Source organism: Enterococcus sp. BSD2780061688st2 D3, from assembly GCF_005844145.1.
GTDB classification, from domain to species: domain Bacteria; phylum Bacillota; class Bacilli; order Lactobacillales; family Enterococcaceae; genus Enterococcus_B; species Enterococcus_B durans.
Genome location: NZ_SPHN01000012.1, coordinates 1 through 20,062 on the forward strand (window position 1 = coordinate 1; position 20,062 = coordinate 20,062).

Annotated in this window: 19 protein-coding genes and 1 pseudogene; 15 read left to right on the forward strand and 5 right to left on the reverse strand. The window is 38.4% G+C overall.

All coding sequences use genetic code 11. From position 1 onward, the window contains the following. A pseudogene (locus FGQ66_RS15425) lies at nt 1-84 on the forward strand (DUF3788 family protein); the annotation flags it as partial. Nucleotides 85-130: 46 nt separating this feature from the next. Here FGQ66_RS15425 and FGQ66_RS10135 read toward each other — a convergent pair. Further along, the gene (locus tag FGQ66_RS10135; protein ID WP_138302338.1) at nt 131-376 is read right to left on the reverse strand and encodes a hypothetical protein; all 246 of its coding nucleotides are present in this window, start codon (nt 374-376) and stop codon (nt 131-133) included. A gap of 20 nt (nt 377-396) precedes the next feature. Next, a complete protein-coding gene (locus FGQ66_RS10140) occupies nt 397-1,248 on the reverse strand; it encodes an aldo/keto reductase (protein ID WP_138302339.1) in 852 nt (283 codons plus the stop codon). Between the two features lie 170 nt (nt 1,249-1,418). On the opposite strand from FGQ66_RS10140, the gene FGQ66_RS10145 reads away from it, so the two are divergent. Next, nucleotides 1,419-2,423, forward strand: a complete 1,005-nt coding sequence (locus FGQ66_RS10145; RefSeq protein WP_138302340.1) for a nucleoid-associated protein — start codon at nt 1,419-1,421, stop codon at nt 2,421-2,423. Nucleotides 2,424-2,521: 98 nt separating this feature from the next. Here FGQ66_RS10145 and FGQ66_RS10150 read toward each other — a convergent pair whose 3' ends face one another. Next, nucleotides 2,522-2,866 (reverse strand): YxeA family protein, encoded by a 345-nt coding sequence (locus FGQ66_RS10150; protein WP_005878641.1) that lies wholly within the window; start codon nt 2,864-2,866, stop codon nt 2,522-2,524. 198 nt (nt 2,867-3,064) lie between these two features. Between FGQ66_RS10150 and FGQ66_RS10155 the strand changes: the two genes are divergently transcribed. From FGQ66_RS10155 to FGQ66_RS10190, 8 genes are all read left to right on the forward strand, one after another. Next, nucleotides 3,065-3,418: a PadR family transcriptional regulator gene (locus FGQ66_RS10155; protein WP_138302341.1), complete on the forward strand. Its 354-nt coding sequence runs from the start codon at nt 3,065-3,067 to the stop codon at nt 3,416-3,418. Next, complete coding sequence (locus FGQ66_RS10160) at nt 3,415-3,762, forward strand: DUF1048 domain-containing protein (protein WP_115235471.1); 348 nt, start codon at nt 3,415-3,417, stop codon at nt 3,760-3,762. Before FGQ66_RS10155 ends, FGQ66_RS10160 begins: the two co-directional genes overlap by 4 nt. A 10-nt stretch (nt 3,763-3,772) precedes the next feature. Next, nucleotides 3,773-4,081, forward strand: coding sequence for a DUF1048 domain-containing protein (locus FGQ66_RS10165; RefSeq protein ID WP_138302342.1), 309 nt, complete (start codon nt 3,773-3,775; stop codon nt 4,079-4,081). A gap of 326 nt (nt 4,082-4,407) precedes the next feature. Further along, entirely contained in the window at nt 4,408-4,788 is a 381-nt protein-coding gene (locus tag FGQ66_RS10170) for a VOC family protein (protein ID WP_138302343.1), read from the forward strand. A 73-nt stretch (nt 4,789-4,861) separates the two neighbouring features. Continuing rightward, nucleotides 4,862-5,266, forward strand: a complete 405-nt coding sequence (locus tag FGQ66_RS10175; RefSeq protein WP_138302344.1) for a GNAT family N-acetyltransferase — start codon at nt 4,862-4,864, stop codon at nt 5,264-5,266. 366 nt (nt 5,267-5,632) lie between these two features. After that, nucleotides 5,633-6,820, forward strand: coding sequence for an elongation factor Tu (tuf, locus tag FGQ66_RS10180; RefSeq protein WP_005878630.1), 1,188 nt, complete (start codon nt 5,633-5,635; stop codon nt 6,818-6,820). A gap of 275 nt (nt 6,821-7,095) precedes the next feature. Continuing rightward, entirely contained in the window at nt 7,096-8,007 is a 912-nt protein-coding gene (locus FGQ66_RS10185) for an ABC transporter ATP-binding protein (RefSeq protein WP_138302345.1), read from the forward strand. A 1-nt stretch (nt 8,008) separates the two neighbouring features. Then, nucleotides 8,009-8,800, forward strand: a complete 792-nt coding sequence (locus FGQ66_RS10190) for an ABC transporter permease (protein ID WP_081134427.1) — start codon at nt 8,009-8,011, stop codon at nt 8,798-8,800. Nucleotides 8,801-9,038: 238 nt separating this feature from the next. Here FGQ66_RS10190 and mprF read toward each other — a convergent pair whose 3' ends face one another. Further along, nucleotides 9,039-11,627: a bifunctional lysylphosphatidylglycerol flippase/synthetase MprF gene (gene mprF, locus FGQ66_RS10195; protein WP_138302346.1), complete on the reverse strand. Its 2,589-nt coding sequence runs from the start codon at nt 11,625-11,627 to the stop codon at nt 9,039-9,041. 22 nt (nt 11,628-11,649) lie between these two features. Then, entirely contained in the window at nt 11,650-12,366 is a 717-nt protein-coding gene (locus FGQ66_RS10200; RefSeq protein ID WP_005878622.1) for an alpha/beta fold hydrolase, read from the reverse strand. A 210-nt stretch (nt 12,367-12,576) separates the two neighbouring features. On the opposite strand from FGQ66_RS10200, the gene FGQ66_RS10205 reads away from it, so the two are divergent. The 5 genes from FGQ66_RS10205 to rpoD all read left to right on the forward strand — a co-directional run bounded on the left by FGQ66_RS10205 (nt 12,577) and on the right by rpoD (nt 19,807). Then, the gene (locus tag FGQ66_RS10205) at nt 12,577-13,209 is read left to right on the forward strand and encodes a lysozyme family protein (protein WP_115235477.1); all 633 of its coding nucleotides are present in this window, start codon (nt 12,577-12,579) and stop codon (nt 13,207-13,209) included. 121 nt (nt 13,210-13,330) lie between these two features. Then, nucleotides 13,331-14,113, forward strand: coding sequence for a DUF368 domain-containing protein (locus FGQ66_RS10210; RefSeq protein WP_192918877.1), 783 nt, complete (start codon nt 13,331-13,333; stop codon nt 14,111-14,113). A gap of 159 nt (nt 14,114-14,272) precedes the next feature. Further along, nucleotides 14,273-16,618, forward strand: a complete 2,346-nt coding sequence (locus tag FGQ66_RS10215; RefSeq protein ID WP_138302347.1) for a cation-translocating P-type ATPase — start codon at nt 14,273-14,275, stop codon at nt 16,616-16,618. Nucleotides 16,619-16,829: 211 nt separating this feature from the next. Beyond that, nucleotides 16,830-18,674, forward strand: a complete 1,845-nt coding sequence (gene dnaG, locus FGQ66_RS10220; RefSeq protein ID WP_138302348.1) for a DNA primase — start codon at nt 16,830-16,832, stop codon at nt 18,672-18,674. A 23-nt stretch (nt 18,675-18,697) separates the two neighbouring features. Further along, nucleotides 18,698-19,807 carry an RNA polymerase sigma factor RpoD gene (gene rpoD, locus FGQ66_RS10225; RefSeq protein WP_016176834.1) on the forward strand — a complete coding sequence of 370 codons (1,110 nt, stop codon included), beginning with the start codon at nt 18,698-18,700 and terminating at the stop codon, nt 19,805-19,807. The last annotated feature ends 255 nt before the right edge of the window (nt 19,808-20,062 follow it).

A 20,062-nucleotide genomic window follows, 5' to 3' on the forward strand; every position in this document is an offset into this window, starting at 1 on the left:
ACGAAAATTGCTTTTCAAATTTTTGTGAATTTCGGCTTATTTCCGAAGGAGTTGCTTCTGCTCCCACCGTTTATTCGTTTTTAAAGAATGAGACAAAAGTGTTTCTTAATTTTGTCCCAACCTCACATCATTATTCTCTTGGGATCAAAGCGAATTGTTCAAGGTCAGGGGAATAAATCACTTTATGACCTTGCCAAGTCTTGACCATCAAAGAATGATCGAATCTATTTTTAACTTCAGCTAATTTTTGTTCATAAGTAGCATTCCTCAATGGAAAATGCTGGATTTTGTCTGGTGTGATCAAAAAAACAAAATCAGGATGAAACGTTCGTGTGATTTCTTCAGGAAGAGAGTCTAAACGTTCGATTGGGTCCATAGCTATCTAACTTCCTTAACTTAGAATTGAGCAGTATCTGGATCTTTTGCTTTTCCAACTACGCCGTCCAATTGATCGATTTGTTTCATTTCTTCTTCGGACAATTCAAAATCAAATAGTTCAGTATTTTCTTTGATACGGCTAGGTGTTACTGATTTAGGCAATGGTAAAAAGCCGTGTTGTAAAGACCAGCGAAGAGAAACTTGAGCGATGCTCTTGTCATGTGCTTTTGCAATTTCTTGCATTTCAGGAACATCGAAAATTTTCCCAGTTCCTAGTGGGCTGTAAGCCTCCAAGATCATATCGTGTTTTTTAGCATAATCCACGACTTCTGGTTGTAATTCTCCTGGAGCAAGGAAGATTTGATTGACCATTGGCATTACTTTTGCTGTTTTAGCCAAAGTATCTAAATGGTGAGGTAAGAAGTTGCTGACACCAATCGCTTTGATTTTACCAGCTTCATATAATTCTTCAAATGCACGCCATGTTTCTGCATTTGCTTCTTCCCAATTGTCGCGAAATGCAACGGGATTAGGCCAGTGGATCAAGAATAGATCAACATAGTCTGTTTGCAATTTTTTCAAGGATTCTTCAAAGGAAGACATCACTAAGTCATAGCTGTGATTTGCATTCCACAATTTTGTGGTAAGAAAAATTTCTTCTCTAGGAATGCCACTTTCTTTTATTGCTTGTCCTACACTTTCCTCATTTTTATAGCCTTGTGCAGTATCGATGTGACGATACCCTGCTGCTAATGCTTCTTTTACTGATGCAACGGCAACATCTCCATCTGGTGTTTGCCATGTGCCAAAACCAACGACTGGGATCTTATAGCCGTTTGCTAAACGATACGTACTTGTTAATGAATCCATACTCTCAACTCCTTAATTTTTATTTCCTCTTTAATTCTAGCTCATTTTCCAAAAAAAAGAATCCATTTTGTTTCTTCTTTTTTTATTTTAGTAAAATCAATAAAAAAATGTTTTTCATTCTAGTATTTTGCCGGTAAATTACGTAAACTAAATCAGAAGGGAATGAGAGAATGGATATCTATTTAAAAAAAGCAATTTTGCATATTATTGATCGCGAAACTGGTTCTCCAGTTTTTTCTCAAAAAGAATTGGATTTGACAAAAGATTTTACTCGAGAGTTTTTACAAAAGAAAATCCAAAAAATTTCTTCTGCACAAACAAAGACCGGCCAGTTGACACAAGAAAGTGTAATCGGTACGCATTTAAAAAACTGTGAAGAAAATTTTGTTGAAGCGAGTGAATTGATTGTACAACGGTGGTTTGACGTCTATCAAGAAAGTGAAGAGGCACCAAGCGCAGATGTTTTTGTTGTCTTGTACGAGATGGATACCGTCATGTATTTAGCTTTGTTAAAAGTAAATTACCGAGAATCATATACTCACTTTGTCGAAGCAGATGAAACAGGCATCGATAATCGTTTGATTTTGAACAGGGCGATCCTTGGTTCAAAATCACAGAAAGCGGATGAAGCACTTGCTGTGAACTTAACTGAATTGACGTATGAATTGATCGAAAAGAAGTATGAATTCTCTGGGAAAAAAGAACTTTACTTTTCTGGAAGAGTGATCGAGAGTGTTCCCGCTCCCTCGTTAGAAGAAAACGTCAAGGTTATCCAAAAGGTTGCCAAGAGTCTAGGTAAGAAATTTGAAACGGAAGAGTTTGATATCATGGCAGATTTGAAGGAAGCTGTCTATGATACGATTGAAGAAAAGGGCAGATTAGATCATGAAATGATTGCCGAAAAGGTGTTCAAAGAAAACATCACAGCAAAATTGGCGTTTCAAGAAGAAGTACAGGAACAAGGTTTTGTTCCAGAAGCGCCACCTGTTAAAGAAGTACAAGAAATATCCGAGAAAAAATTTGGAAAACAAAAATTTAAACTATCAAATGGAATCGAATTGATTGTCCCTGTCGATGTTTACCGCAATCCTGATTTGATCGAATTCGTGAATAATCCAGATGGAACGATTTCAGTCATGATCAAAAATGTCGATGAAGTTTTAAATCGTTTATAGGACACGACTGAGCGATTCAAAAAATCGGTTAGATTTTCAACAAATAAGCCTGAGCACTGCGGAAATGATTATTTTCGTAGTGTTCAGGCTTATTTTTATTATTCTAACTGTTGCGCAGCAGCTTTTGGAATCTCATTGACCTTTACTTCTTCCCAATTCAAAACGCCTTTTCTCTCGTTCACTTCTAATTTGAGATATGCGTTCATCTTCAATGGTCTTTCTCTTAGTTCTTTAAAAGAGACTTCTTTTTCTTGACCTTCTTCATTATAAGCCGGTTGTTTATACGTATAGTACGTGTTTTTTCGGTCGCCCTCTGTATGTCTTTCGCCATTTGTCGTGATCTTTGTATAATAGGTTTCTCCCATGTAGTAATAACGATAAGTAGCAAAACTACCGCCTAAAAAAATCGCAACTACAATGAGCGCGCCAAGCCATTTTTTCATCATCCATTTCACCTCAATCTTATTATTCAATAAAATAGTCGATTCGTCTATTGAATCAATTGGAATGTAAAACTTTATAAAGAAAAATTAAATCTTCTACTTTTTAATACTAGGTAGTTGATTCTTTTTGATGATGTTGTTATGATACTCCAGTACTAAGTGTTACAAAGTATTTTTACACATAGAAGGTGACAGAAGTTGAAAGGGATGACCGAGTTATTAAAAGGCTCATTAGAAGGTATCGTCCTGCAAATCATCAAGAACAAGCAGGAAACATATGGATATGAGATCACGAATGAGCTAGTGGCTACTGGCTTTTCAGAAATCGTGGAAGGAACAGTGTATACTGTTTTATTGCGATTGGAAAAGAAAGGGTTAGTAACGACTGAAAAGAGAAAGTCAGAACTTGGTCCAGCAAGGAAGTTTTATCAGTTGAATGATAAGGGTGATAGATATCTAGAAGAATTTTGGGAAAAATGGCGTTTCTTAGTCTCTCAATTGGCAAAAGTAAAGACAAATGAAGCAAGTGAAGAAAGAAGAGATGAAAAATGAAATTTTATGACAAAATCACAGGTAATGATATTAGAAGAGCGTATCAGGAATTTGATGTGCGTTCAGATAAACTGCCGCTAGATTATCAGATAGCATGGAAAGAGATCCAAAGTAGTTTATGGGACTATTCGAATTTTTCCGGTAGGAACCTAGTCCCTATTTTGGATGGGATTCTGGGACTACTAGAAGAATCTGCACTAGATGGAATCTCAATCGATCAAATCATTGATGGGGATGCGAAGAAATTCAGTGCAGCGGTCGCAGGAGTTGAAGGTGCAGAAAATTACCGCGATAAATGGCGGAAGCAATTAAACGAATCCGTAGCTAAAAAACTGAAGAATTGAGGGATGAACTATGGGAATCCAACAAATGATCGATGAAAAAAAAGAGTGGCGTGTCCACATGATCCGTGTCAAGAGTTTACCGAAAGACTATCAAATCGTTTATAAAGAGATCCAAAAATATTTTTTTAAAGTAGCGCCGATTGGTGTGACTGAAAAGGATGGTGTGCTTTCTGAATTAGTAGAGTTATTCGAAGAAGGGGCGCAAAGCGGGAAAACAGTTCTTGATATCACAGGAGAAGACGTCGCTTTATTTGCAGATCAACTAATTGAAGGAAAACCAACATTGATCGAAAATCGTCAAATGAAACAAACACATTAGATAGAGTGATAATTCGTGTAACTTTTGTATTACATCAGTAGATAGGAAGAGGCCGAGACAAAAGTCGTTTAGGTTTGAGAAATTGGAGAAAAAAACGAACAATACGCTTTTTGTATTGCTCGTTTTTTTGAATTTCCGAAAAGCCTGTCTTCTGCTCCCACCGTTTATTCGAGTCTCTGTAGCAAACCTGATTTTTAGATTTGTTCCACATTTTTGTTCATTTTAGTTTATCATAGAAAAATAGAATAGGAAGATGACGCTTTATGTGAATTATCAAGCGTGGTATAAATAATTATCTAGATTTAAAATACAAAGGAGTGGAATTCATGCATATCGAGCATATTGCGATTTGGACAAATGATTTAGAAAAAATGAGAGCGTTTTACGAGGGCTATTTTGGCACAAAAAGTTCAGAAAAATATACTAATCCCAAAACGAGATTCCAATCTTATTTTTTAAGTTTTCCTACTGGTGGCAGAATCGAATTGATCACCAAACCATTTTTATCTGATCGATCAGTAGATACATTAGGCTATGCGCATCTTGCATTAGCAGTCGGAACAAAAGAAGATGTGGATTCATTTGCGGAACGATTCATCGCTGATGGCTATCCACTACTAAGTGGTCCAAGAACGACGGGAGATGGTTATTATGAGGCAGTGATCCAAGATCCAGAGGGAAATTTTATTGAACTTACAGCTGATTGAGAGTTCAAAAGTCGTTGAAGGGTTTTCGCTAAGCACAAGAAATAATGCTATGTATGATGAAGGAGGTGTAGTTATGCATTTTCATGAACAAAAATGTATCGATGAACAATCATTACTAGAACTTTATGGCTCTGTTGGCTGGACGGCTTATACAACAGATAGCAAACGACTAATGAAGGCGGTGGAGCAGTCACTTAAGGTCATCACAGTTTGGCAAGAGAAAGAATTGATTGGATTGATCCGCAGTGTGGGGGATGGTGAAACAATTCTTTACATTCAAGACTTGTTGGTACACCCTACCTATCAAAAGCAAGGCATTGGGACAGCACTGATGAAGAAGATGGTAGAAGCTTATCCAGATGTGAGGCAAAAAGTATTACTGGCAGAAAATGACCCTGTGATAAAAAGATTCTATGAAAAAAATGGGTTCCATCTAGCAGAGCAACAAGGAGTAGCTTGCTTTTATAAAGAATATTAAAAAGAATATCAGTATTCAGTTGATCCCAACGAACCGATCAGAGTGTGTTTTTGTTACAAGCAGATTTGGTAATCACGAAATACCCCTCACTTTTCCAAGTGATCATTGATGAATGGCAAGGTTATTTTTAAAAGACTTAATTGCCGAAATTTCAACGGTTGTGTATGTACGTTCTTCAAATACCGAACTGTTCAACAAGGCGAGTGTTCTTAGTTGACTTTGACCAAGTTTGACGTATAATAGGGTTTGTTCAATACTTACAAAAAGTAAGGCGGACATAATCTTTTTTATTTAAGCTAAAAAGGACTATAATGAACAAGTGAGAGCGAAAATCGAGCTCTAAAACATTTAGGAGGTTTGTTAATTATGGCAAAAGAACATTATGATAGAAGTAAACCACACGTAAACATTGGGACTATTGGTCACGTTGACCATGGTAAAACCACTTTGACTGCTGCAATCACTACAGTATTAGGTAAAAAAGGCTTAGCAAATCCTCAAGACTATGCTAGTATCGATGCGGCACCTGAAGAACGTGAACGTGGGATTACAATCAATACTGCGCACGTAGAATATGAAACTGAAAAACGTCACTATGCACACATCGATGCACCAGGACATGCGGACTATGTGAAAAACATGATCACAGGTGCTGCTCAAATGGACGGAGCCATTCTAGTTGTATCTGCAACAGATGGACCAATGCCACAAACACGTGAACATATTTTATTGTCACGTCAAGTAGGTGTTAAATATTTGATCGTCTTCTTGAACAAAATCGACTTAGTAGATGATGAAGAATTGATTGATCTTGTCGAAATGGAAGTTCGTGAATTATTAAGCGAATATGGTTTCCCAGGTGACGATACACCAGTCATCAAAGGTTCAGCATTAAAAGCTTTACAAGGAGATCCTGATGCAGAAGCAGCTATCATGGAATTGATGGATACTGTTGATGAATATATCCCAACACCAGAACGTGATACAGACAAACCATTATTGTTACCAGTGGAAGATGTCTTCTCAATCACAGGTCGTGGGACTGTTGCTTCAGGTCGTATCGATCGTGGTGCAGTTCGTGTAGGTGATGAAATCGAAATCGTCGGTATCAAACCTGAAACACAAAAAGCTGTTGTGACTGGGGTCGAAATGTTCCGCAAGACATTAGACTATGGTGAAGCAGGGGATAACGTTGGGGTATTGTTACGTGGTATCCAACGTGAAGATATCGAACGTGGACAAGTAATCGCAAAACCAGGTTCAATCACACCACATACAAAATTCAAAGCAGAAGTGTACGTATTGACAAAAGAAGAAGGTGGACGTCATACACCATTCTTCAATAATTATCGTCCACAATTCTACTTCCGTACAACTGACGTAACTGGAACAATCGTTTTACCTGAAGGCACTGAAATGGTTATGCCTGGAGATAACGTAACGATCGATGTTGAATTGATCCATCCAGTTGCCATCGAAAACGGAACAACTTTCTCTATTCGTGAAGGTGGTCGTACAGTAGGTTCAGGTATCGTAACAGAAATCGAAGCCTAATTTGCTCATTAAAGAGAATCTATTTAAATAAAAGACTGCAGACAAAGAAAAAATTCTTTGATCTGCAGTTTTTTTGTTATAATAAAAGATAACGTTTGCTTTTTACGAAGTAGTTCTACGAACATCCAGTTCTGTTCAAGATGCGCAGATCAAGATTGTCGTTTACAGCTTGATCCAGGTGTATCCAGTCAGAGTGAATAGTTTTATAGAATAAAAAGCAGTGATGAATGTAGGGATGCGGTGGAACTCAAAATGGTTGTAGGAGGGAAGAAACGATGAAAGCAGTTTTGCTTGAGAATGTATCAAAAGTATTTCCTGATAAAAACAAAGCGATAGACAATATAACAATTAGCATTGAACCAGGAGAAGTGTTTGGATTCTTAGGTCCGAATGGTGCGGGGAAAACCACCACTGTGAAGATACTCAATGGTATGCTTCAACTATCAGGAGGGCAGTGCCGGGTATTCGATATCGATCCTATGGAAAATCCTGAAAAAGTACATGCATTGGCTGGTGTAGTCACAGAGCATGCACAAATGTACGATAACTTGTCAGGTATTGAGAATCTTATGTTTTATGGAGCAGCATTCGGTATAAATAAGAGCGAGAGTTTCAAGCGTGCTACTGCACTTTTGGAAAGACTGAATCTGACTGAAGCAAAAGATCGCAAGCTAGGGTCTTATTCTACTGGGATGAGACAAAGACTTTCTCTTGCGCGTGCAATGATCCATCAACCTAAAATTTTGTTTCTAGATGAACCTACCTCTGGACTGGACCCTGAAAGTGCCCAAAGCGTCAATCACATGATTCGAAAATTGGCCCAAGAAGAAGGGATGACGATTTTCTTATGTACACATCAATTGCGTTATGCTCAGGAGATTTGTACTTCTTATGGTTTGATCGACAAGGGAGCATTACTTGCAATGGGCACACTTGAACAGCTTCGCGCAAAGATCCATTCTGGTATGACGGTAAAAATCGAGACGAATTATATGCCCGATAGTGTGTCTTATCGAAAAATCGAACAAGGGATGTTTGAAGTTGACGTCCAGAAAGAAAAAGAAATCCCTTCACTTGTGAAGCAGATCGTGGAGGCAGGTGGGGATATTTACCATGTTTCTGCCGAGCAGCCAACGTTGGAAGATATCTATTTCAGCTTGATCGAAAAACGAAAGGGGAACGAGTAAAATGTTGCATACTATGCAGTGGGCCATCATCAAAAAAGATTTGCAAAGTATCACGACCAACAAACAGGTATTTGTTACCATATTGATGGTTCCTTTGGCATTGACGATTGTTCTACCCACTATTTTTATTATGATGGTCCATTTTGTCCCATTAGATTCTCTCAATTTACAAGCACTATTAGAGATGATCCCACGGACAGGTGCGGATCAGGATGTCAAACAGAGTTTGATCAAGCTATTGATGAATAATATCATGCCTGTGTTCTTTTTGATGATACCTATCATGGCTTCGTCTGTTATGGCGGCAAGCTCATTCGTGGGAGAAAAGGAAAAGCAGACCTTGGAAACATTGCTTTACTGTCCTCTTCCACTAAAAAAAATTTTCCAATCAAAAATAGCGGCAGCATTTCTATTAAGTATGATCGTTTCCTTTACTTCTTTTTTTGCCATGATGATCGTGACGCAAGTTGAAATACTTGTTTTGATGGGTACCATGTTCTTACCTAGTATAAGTTGGCTAGTCATTCTGTTATTGGCGTCACCTGCAATATCTTTTATCGCGATCACGATTACTGTACGCGGTTCTGCAAAAGCGCAGACTGTAGAAGAAGCACAGCAGCGCGCTGTTTTTCTTATTTTACCTATCTTGCTTTTTATCATTGGGCAGTTTATGGGAATCATGCTTGTAAACACTTGGATCACATTAGGATTGAGTATTGCTTTGATCCTCCTTGCTTGGTTGCTTGTACGAGGAGTTACGAGGAAGTTAAGCTATGAAACATTATTGAAGTAGAAGCATCTTTCGAGGAGAGTAGTCCAGTCAGGAATGAAACTAGAAGTGACGTTTAGGATCAAAAGAACATATTTTGCGGAGTGAAATGGAGGAATACGAAATAGACAAAAGCAGCAGTTATCTTCTTACTAAGAAGATAACTGCTGCTTTTGATTTACCGTTTCCGATGAAAGACGGCAAGTATTTGCAAGATAGGATTCTTGAGAAACAATACTTTTAAGATTTCTTTTTATTCGCATTAGCGTCTGCGAAACCATTTCTTTAATCCAAATAATCGGTTTTTTGGAGTTTCTACAGGCGCATTATCGATGATCAATAAGGCAATCATGACATAGGTGATCCAACTATCTCTTGAGTAAAGCGTATAGCGTGGAATCCAGTTGGTTGCATATTTATCTTTGTATTCACGTAACCCATGGAATGAGTAGAAGTGAGAACCGAATTCATAGACAAGATAAGCGATTCGCTCTTGAATGAAACTCTTTCTAGAAGTTCCCACATTTGCTAAAGGTGCCATTCCCAAATTAAAGTATTCGATCTGTTCTTCTTTCATATACTCGAAGAGATGTAAGAAGAGAAAATCCATACTTCCAGATGGTGCTCGGTCTAGATCGTAACGCATCAAATCGATCGTGCCGATTCTATTATCTGTATAGGTAGGCATAATGGAGGCGAAAGCGACCATTTCTCCTTCTGGGCTATTCACAATAGCAATCGGTGCTCGTTGCAAGTAATCTTCTGAAAAGAATCCTAAGGAAAAACCTTTTTCTTTTCGCGTACCTAACCAACTATCAGAAATTTTCTTCAAGTCAGCCATTTGACTAGCTGAAAAGGGTGGTTGGATGACTTCAAAGGTAAATCCTTCACGTTCGATTCGGTTTAAGATTGCCCGAGATCCCTTCATTTTTTTGCCGGAAGTAGTGAAATCGGCTAATTTTACGTGCGCTTCTTCGCCCATTTTAATGAAGTCGTACCCAAATTCATGAAGGATCATCACGATCTCTTCACTTGTCTCATAGAAAACAGGGAGGTAGCACAAACGGTCTGTTTCTTCGATAAATGCCTCGATTGCTTCAGCAAAATCTTCTTTTTTCCCAGAAGGGTCACCCATCACGATGCATTTATTGTTATAGCAAGCAAATTGCAGTAAGACAGTTGGTTGCCCATCTTTTTCATAAATGAACATCCGCTTGTCTTTTAAGAAAATCAGTTGACTATCTGAATTTCCGCCAAAAGAATGTAATACTGACAATGCTCGTTCCTCGTTAAATGGTTCGCCGATCTGTTGTTTCTTCCCTTGTAAAAAATGAACGAGGAGAATGATGATGAAACTTACAGCGATAATTGCAAGTAATCCAGAGAACCAAATCTTTTCAGAAGGGAAAAGGAAAAACGAGATAAAGTGATGCTTCCGATGGGGGAATTCCGGCATGTTATATACCCCGATAATAATGTAAAGAAGGGATAAAGTGCCGGTGATCAGACCATCTACTGTCAACCATTCCCAAGAATAGATGATTTGTTCCCGAAATAGTTCATTTTTGGAAGCAACGATGATCAACAATAAGATCGTTAGAAAAACAACTGCTGTTAGGCTAAGATCTGTGATGCCAACATAGATCAGTGAAAGGAGGATCAAGCAAATCGTTGGCCAGTAGGCTCTTTTTACGCGAGCTGCCATTGCTCTTCCCATGACTACAAATAAAAAGCCTAATAAGATACTTGGAAATTGAATGATCAAGTGCAACCTCAAAGGATTCAAGCTGTGCAACCAGCGAAACTCAGTAAAAGCTTGTGGGATCGTTGCAGAGAGAACCAACATGATGCCCGAAAAATATAAAAGGACAACAACGATTTTATGCGCGATTTCTGTCGCTAATTGCCTTGGGATACCTGAGTAACGTTTATCAAAAGTTGAGCCGATATTTTTAAAGAAAAAGACGATCCCGATCAAGAAAGGGATAATATAATAAAAGACCCGATAAAGTAAGATCCAAACAACGACAGTTTCTTTAGGTACGCCAATCGCGGATAAGCCGATGATCATCATGACGTCAAAACTACCGATTTCACCGGGTATCATGGAGACGATCCCGATAACCGAAGCGGCAATAAACAGAGGAATCGTTTGCCAAAGATCGATCTTGATTTCCATCAAATAGCCTACTGCTAGGAAACTAAATAATACCCCTGACCATTCAAGAAAAGATACGAGCAATAATTGACCTTGTGTTTTTAAGGAAAGCCCGCCGACATACCCTTCTTTTTTCAGCGTAGTGACAAGGAACACGATCGGGAAATACAATCCTCCGCCAATCAACCAGATCCAGTATTGTTTAAGGAATGGAGCGACAGGACTGAATAAGACCATGAAAAAGGAAATCAGACTGTAAACCGAAAGACCAGCCATCAAGAAAAGAAAGATCTTAGAGAGGGCTTGCATCAGCTGTTTACTTTCTTTTTTGTGGCCATAAAGTTCAGAACGCAAGCCGATACTGACGAATCCGCCAAATCCTGCGATATTGTTGATGGTATTGATCAGCCAGCTTGTCTCAAATAAATATTGCGGTTTTTGCTTTTGTCCAAGCAATCGATTTAAAATAAGATCATAACCAATCATAGGAAGTACCGCGACTAAGCCGATGAGCAGCATCAATCCGGTTTTCCAAAGAGGAATGGTGGCGAATGTCTCTGCTAACTGGTCAACAGATAATGTTTTTCCAATTGAAATTAGTTCACTAACGATAATTACGATGACTGAAATCAAAAATATCATTTTAAAGAGACCTAAATGGTTTTTGATCCACTGCACGGTCTGTTTTATCAAAAAAATCACCTACTATTCTTTATTATTCAGCTAAAAATTCTAGTACTTCTTGATTAAATCGTTCTGGATCTTTTCTAGCGAGTTGATGCCCCTGCTCTTTTACAAGAACGAAGGAAGCATTTGGGATCGTTTTGGCTAAGTAAAGTGAATGCTTTAATTTGATCACATCTTTTTTCCCAACAATGATCAATGTCTTCGATTTGATTTTTTCCAAATCTGCTGTAGAAAGTCCCACATCTTGCAATAATAGATTTATTACTAGTAGATTTCTTCTAAGCGTTGGACGAAAGATCGATAGCAGCCAAACCCATGCATAATGCAAGTAACTAGCTATTCTTGCAGAAAAAAGAACACCTTCTACTAGAGTATTTCCTGAATTTAAAATCAGCCGATGCACTTTTTCAGGATAACAACTTGAAAATACTAAAGCGAGGTTTGCACCATCGCTAAATCCTAAAATGTTTGCCTTTGTAATCCCTTCTAACAACATGATGGTATAAAGATCTTCAGCCATTAAACGGAAGCTCAAGGTATTTGCATTGTTCGTTGATCGACCGTGTCCGCGACTATCGATCAGATATACTGTATAAAACTGTTTAAAAACAGGTACTTGTTCTGAAAAAAAGCGGCCACTGCCGTCATTACCATGAAGTAAGAAAAGCGGAAATCCTTTACCGCATTTTTCGTAATAAATCTCACTACCATCAGCCATTTTTGCATATTTCTTTTCATTTTCCACATAATCACCTACTGGTTAAATTATAACGACTTTTCTTTGATAAGGACAATGCTTTTCCTAAAAAAACAACGATCAATTTCGTAAGATAAGAAAAAATAGTGAATTTTTCATTTTTTATTAAGAGAAGCAACGAATTTTCTCTCTTAAATAGCCAAGGAAGATAATAAATAGTAAGATAAATAAGATGTCAAAATAACTAGGTGAGTTTTTATGAAGAAAAAAAGAAAATCGATTTTTCGATGGCCGTTGCGGTTGCTTGCCATTGCGGTGCTTGTAGGTATCCTTTTTATCGGAGGAAGAACCTATACATCCATCAAGCAGGTGGAACAATACGATTCGGAAATTGCGGTAGCTACAAAAAAATATCAAATGGAAAATTACAAAAATCTGATCAAAGGGATCATTCTCACAGAATCAAAAGGTAAGGGTACTGATTTGATGCAAAGCTCGGAAAGTGCCTATGGAAAAGCAAATATGATCAACAACCAAGAAGAAAGCATTGATCAGGGAGTTAGCTATTTGGCTGAAATGATCACTGAGGCAAACGAACAAGGCTGTGATCTTGCTACGGCTATCCAGGCGTATAACTTTGGCAAAGACTATATTGCTTACGTCAAAAAGCATGGAGGCAAAAATAGCGTAGAATTAGCAGAAGAATATTCCAAAAACGTACTAAGCCCGTTACTAGGAAATAATGGGAAAACGAAATATCGTTATTGGCGAGTTCAGTCCTTACTTTACAATGGTGGGTATCTCTATCATAATGGAGGTAACATGTTCTATTCAGATGTTGTGGATATGAATGAAAAACTAATCGAATTATATGAAAAAGTATGGAAATAGTTCCAAGTATTGAATGATTAAGAAAGAAGGAGTGCTAATATAGGTGGAAAATAGACAAGAAGCAACAGAAAATGTCACTAGAAATGGATCAAAAGATTGGCTTTTACGTTTTATCAAAGGAATGTTTATTGGCTCTGGATTTATTTTGCCAGGGGTAAGTGGTGGCGCATTAGCTGCTGTTTTTGGTATGTATGAACGGTTGATTTCTTTTTTGGCTCACATCACGAAGAATTTCAAAGAAAATGTTTGGTTCTTTTTGCCTGTGGGACTTGGAGGCATCACCGGCGTTTTCTTACTTTCATTTTTAGTTAGCTTTTTATTAGGGGCGTACGAAACAACCATTCTCTGGTTTTTTGTCGGTTGTATTGCTGGAACAGTTCCTGCGTTGTGGAAAGAGGCAGGGAAAAAGGGGCGGCAAACGACGGATGTCGTGATCATGGTCGTCACTTTTGTAGTTGCTTATCTTTTTCTACTTTATGGGGCACAACTTTTCGATGGTCAAGTGGAGCAAAATACAGTTACTTGGATCATTGCAGGCGGACTGATCGGTCTTGGAATGATCGTTCCTGGACTTAGCCCTTCTAATTTCCTTGTATACATGGGTCTTTATAAAGCAATGGCAGATGGCTTTAAAGAGATGCGTTTGGACGTGATTTTACCGATTGCATTGGGCGGAATTGTCTGTGTGTTGGGATTATCAAAGATCATGGACTATATTTTCTCTAAAGCCTATAGTAAACTGTTCCATTTTATTCTAGGTGTCGTCTTTGCTTCAACGATCATGATCATTCCAACAGATTATTCTGGACTTGGACTCTTGGGAATCTTACTTTGTCCAGTTTTATTCATTGCCGGAGCACTGCTCGGTTGGTGGATGAGTCGTCTGGAAGAACGATATAAATAGAAACGGTTGCTTTACACATGATTGGTCAAACCAGCAACAAATGCTTGGTGTTCGATCGTGTGTTTTTGTTTTGTTTAAAATATAAAAAAATAAGTTGTTTTTGCTACTGGAACAAGCTAGACTTAATTACGTTGATTATTTTTTGAAAGTTGGCGAAAAATGGAAAATAAAGAAATAAGAGGTCTCTCTCAGGAAGAAGTGAAAGAAAGAATTGCCTCTGGACAACAAAATGATTATCAAGAAGATGCTACGAAAAGTACTGGGCAGATCTTCAGCGATAATATTTTGACGCTTTTTAATTTTTTGAACTTTGGTATTGGAGTATGTTTACTCTTTGTCGGTGCGTACTCGAATATGGCATATCTAGCAATCATCATGGTAAATATCATCATTGGTATTTATCAAGAAATCCATGCCCGAAATCTCGTGCGAAAATTATCGATTGTTTCGCAATCGGAAGTTTTAGTTATCCGCGAAGGGAGAGAGTTATCCCTTAGTACAAAAGAATTGGTATTAGGTGATATCGTCAAAATCGGTGCAGGGGAACAAATCCCGTCAGATCTGCGGGTGCTATCTGGTCGCGCTGAAGCAAATGAAGCGTTATTGACAGGTGAATCAGATTTGATAGTAAAAACAGCAGGTGATGAATTACTGTCAGGTAGTTATCTGACAAGTGGTTCCGTCTTTGCAGAAACGATCCGAGTTGGTGCAGACAATTATGCAGTCCGCCTGACCAGTGAAGCAAAAACACACAAAGCAATCCATTCAGAATTGGTGGATTCGATCCGTAAGGTTTCAAAATTCACTAGTTTTGTCATTATCCCACTAGGTATTATTTTATTTTTAGAAGCATTGTTCATTCGTGATGCGTCGATCAAAATATCAGTTATTGCTTCGGCAGCTGCTTTATTAGGAATGTTGCCAAAGGGCTTAGTGCTTTTGATCAGTATTGCCTTAACGACTGGTGTCACAAAACTGGCGAAAAAGAGAATCTTAGTCCAAGATATGTATTCGATCGAAACACTCGCACATGTCGATACGCTTTGTCTAGATAAGACAGGAACGATTACAGAAGGTAAAATGAGTATCCAACGAGTTGAAGCACTTCATCCTGTCTATGAAAATGCCATTTCTGAGATCATGGGTACTTATTTAGCTGAGAGCAGCGACAATAATATCACGATGCGCGCATTAAGAGATTATTTTGCCGTTTCAAATCGCTACGATGTAACGGAAAAATTAGCTTTTTCATCTGACCGTAAATGGGGGGCGATGGAATTCCCTGAGTTAGGAGTCATTTATGTTGGGGCGCCTGAGCGTTTAGTTACAGAGGAACAATTACCAGAAAGTTTATTGTCAGCGCAAGCCAACGGGTATCGTGTACTAATGCTTGGACTTGCACCAAATCAGCGGTTGACGGATGGTGCACCACATGGCGTGGAGCCACTCGCATTGTTTGAAATTGATGATCCGATCCGTAAAAATGCTAAGCAAACTTTGGCTTACCTGCATAATGAAGGAGTCGATCTAAAAGTCATCTCAGGTGATAATCCATTTACAGTATCGAATATTGCCAGACGTGCAGGTCTATCAAACTATGATTCTTATATTGATCTTTCAACATTGACGGAAGAATCAGAAGTTCGAAACGCCGTACATGAATACTCCGTCTTTGGACGAGTGAGCCCGCAACAAAAGAAAATTTTAGTGAACGAATTAAAAGAAAGTGGACGTACAGTTGCCATGACAGGCGATGGCGTCAATGATGTTTTAGCATTGCGAGAGGCCGATTGTAGTATTGCAATGGCGGAAGGTGATGGTGCAACTCGTCAAATCGCTAATTTGGTCTTGTTGGATTCCGATTTTACTACTTTACCAGAAGTTTTGTTTGAAGGGCGACGAGTAGTAAATAACGTGACGAAAGTTTCAGGGATCTTCTTCATCAAGACGATCTATTCGTTTATCTTGTCTATTATATGTGCAGTGACAGCGATTGGTTTTCCTTTCATCCCAATCCAAATCACTCTGATCGATCTAGCCATTGAAGGCTATCCTTCTTTCTTCCTTTCGTTTGAACAAGATCGAAGAAAAGTCACTTATCGCTATTTACCAACCGCTCTGATCAATGCATTACCGAATGCGTTGTTAGTTGTATTAAATATCATTGTGGTGTACTTGTTAGGCGACATTTTATCGTTTACGAATATGGAAACAACGACACTGATGTATTACTTGTTGATAGGGATCAGCTGTATGGCAGTAATCAAAGCTTGCTACCCATTCAATCCGTTACGTATATTCTTAGCAGTCACGACAGTTATCGGTATATATGTTGCAGCAATGCTTTTCCATCATTTACTAGAAGTCAATCTTGGTCTAGGAACGACTTGGCCATACTTTGTCGGGTTCATGGGAATAAATATCGTCTTACGTTTGCTTTATTGGAAGGCAGATATCCAAAGTTATTTGCTCAATAGATTTGCAACAACTAAAGTTTTTGAGTAAGCAATAGTGCCACTTTCTGTAGGAGTAGATGGGCAAAAAATGAATCGTGAGTATAATGCTTGAAAAAGTATTGAATTATGATACAATGAACGATGTATAATTGTGTCCTTTAAAATCGCACTGATTTTCGTTAGTGCGATTTTTTACCGGTTATTCTCCTGAGAGTATCTCTCTTAAGATACTACAAGTATTGCTTACAGGGGGTGAAAACATGGCTCAGCGAATACCTCAAGAAGTCATTGAATCGATCCGAAGTCAAACGAACATCGTTGAGGTAATTGGGCAATATGTCCAATTAAAAAAATCTGGAAAAAATTACTTAGGGTTATGTCCATTTCATGAAGAAAGAACGCCATCTTTTTCAGTGGCTGAAGATAAGCAGATTTTTCATTGCTTTGGTTGCGGAAAAGGAGGAAATGTCTTTACCTTTCTCCAAGAGCTAGAAGGGCTTAATTTTCCGGAAGCAGTGATAAAAGTTGCTGATTTTGAACAAATCCCTTTGGAAGAACAGTGGCGTAATCAAGCGTTGCCTGTTGAAAACAGTGACTCAATAAACGGAAAACTGATTTTAGCCCATGAAAAAGCAGAAGAAGTGTATCATCACATGTTGCTTCATACAAAAGCAGGTGAACAAGCTTTGAACTATCTGCTCCAACGAGGGCTGACAGAGGAACTGATTGCCGAGTTCAAAATTGGATTTGCACCAAATGAGCGGTCATTTTTAAATCAAGTATTTAAAAATGAAAACTATGATCAAGAAGTTTTGGAACGTTCTGGTTTATTTGTATCCCATGATGATGGCCGATTATCAGATCGGTTTTATCAAAGAGTCATGTTTCCGATCAAAAATCCACAGGGACGAACGATTGGTTTTTCTGGGCGCTGGCTCGCACCGGAAAAAGGACAAGAAAAAGACCAGCCTAAGTACTTAAATAGTCCTGAAACAGAGTTGTTCAATAAAAGACAAGTGTTGTTTAATTTGGACAAAGCCAGAAGTGAAATCCGAAAAAGTGGTGAAGTTCTTTTATTTGAAGGTTTCATGGATGTGATTGCAGCATGGCAAGCAGGCATAAAAAATGGCATTGCTTCTATGGGGACTAGTTTAACAAATCAACAGATCCAGCATATCGAACGTTTAACAAAAGAGCTAGTCTTTTGTTATGATGGTGATAAGGCAGGTTTTGAAGCAACAAATCGAGGAATTGAATTGCTTCGGCAAAATAGTCGATTACGCCTATCGATCATTGTGATACCAGAAAAACTTGATCCTGATGAATATTTACGTAAATATGGAAACGAGTCTTTCAATGAATTGCTTTCTCATGGTCGAGAAACGGTATTTACATTTAAAAGCCGCTATTTGAAGCAAGAAAAGAATTTAGATAATGAAAAAGATAAAATAGAATATCTTGAAGAGGTGATCACGGAGTTAAGTAAGGTCGTTTCACCGATTGAACAAGATATGTATCTCTCGCAATTAGCAGCTGAATTTCAAGTGAACCGTGAAACGATCCAGACGCAATTGAGAGAACTTCGACGAGAAAATCAGCGAAGTCGCACAGAACAACAGCCAACGGTGGTCCCAGAAAGACAAGCTGTCAAAACAAGTACAGCGAAAAAAAGACCACTGACCCAGGTTGAAAAAGCAGAACAAATACTTTTGTATCGGATATTCAAAGAGGTTTCTGTTCGTAATCTTCTAAAAGAGCAGAATTTCCAGTTTATCCATGATACTTATGCAGAGGTCTATTTTTTATTCGATGCATTCGTATCACAACATGATGAATTCAACCTTGCAGAGTTTTTAGACTTTTTGCAAGATGAAAAATTAAGGCGGTTAGTGGTGGAGATCGAATACTTGCGCGTGGCAGAAGAAAGTACGCCAAGGGAGATCCAAGACCTATTGCGAGTGATCAGTAAATCTGGTTTAGCTGATGAAATAATGATAAAAAAACAGATGCAGCAAGAAGCTAGAAGAACTGGTAATAAGCAGTTGGAGTTGGAATTGACGATTGAAATCATTGATTTAACAAAACAGTTAAAAAAAGCCGAATAGCTACTCAAGGGGGGCCTTCTTTTATGGCAAATGTAACAGAAAAGAAAAAGTATGAAGCAGCGGTAGCAGCTTTTATCAAAGAAAACAAACCAAAAAAACAAGTTGTATATGATGATCTTTCAAATAAACTTGCGACACCATTCACGTTGAATGCAGACGAAATGGATAAATTGATCCAAAAAGTGGAAGATGCAGGAATCAGTGTCGTTGATGAAAACGGCGAACCATCTGTTCACAGTTTAAAGAGTGCAGAGAAAAAAGCAGAACAAGCGAAGACCGAAGATCTATCTGCACCAACGGGTGTAAAGATCAATGATCCTGTAAGAATGTATTTAAAAGAAATCGGCCGTGTGTCCCTTTTAACAGCAGAAGAAGAAGTAGCTCTAGCATTGAAAATCGAAGAAGGCGACCAAGAAGCAAAACAGCGTTTAGCTGAAGCAAACCTTCGTTTGGTTGTAAGTATTGCTAAAAGATATGTAGGACGAGGTATGCAATTTTTAGACTTGATCCAAGAAGGTAACATGGGCTTGATGAAGGCTGTTGAAAAATTTGATTACCGCAAGGGATTTAAATTTTCTACGTATGCTACTTGGTGGATCCGTCAAGCAATCACTCGTGCCATCGCTGACCAAGCGCGTACGATCCGTATCCCAGTGCATATGGTTGAAACAATCAATAAATTGATCCGTATCCAACGTCAATTACTGCAAGACCTTGGAAGAGAACCAACGCCTGAAGAAATCGGTGCAGAAATGGATCTCCCTACAGAAAAAGTACGTGAAATATTGAAAATTGCGCAAGAACCAGTTTCTTTAGAAACACCAATCGGTGAAGAAGACGATTCACATCTAGGTGATTTCATTGAAGACCAAGAAGCAACGAGTCCTGCGGAACATGCAGCGTATGAATTATTGAAAGAACAATTAGAAGATGTATTAGATACCTTGACTGACCGTGAAGAAAATGTTCTGCGTTTGCGTTTTGGTTTAGATGACGGACGCACTAGAACATTAGAAGAGGTCGGAAAAGTGTTTGGGGTTACAAGAGAACGTATCCGTCAAATCGAAGCGAAGGCATTGAGAAAACTACGCCATCCTTCTCGCTCAAAACAATTGAAAGATTTCTTAGAATAGTATCTGCAATAAGATTGGGACAGAAGTGTTTAACTCCGAGAATTTCGGCTTATTTCTCGGAGTTGCTTCTGCTCCCACACTCTTCGTGGAATCATTCAAAGTAGAACAACCAGAACAGAAATTATACATTTCTGTTCTGGTTTTTTGCTTTTTCGCTTTACTATTGAATATTCATCTTTACTGAATAAATAAGAATTTCTCGATCACATACCATCACATTACATCAAGCATTTTTTAGAATCAATTGTTGGAAAA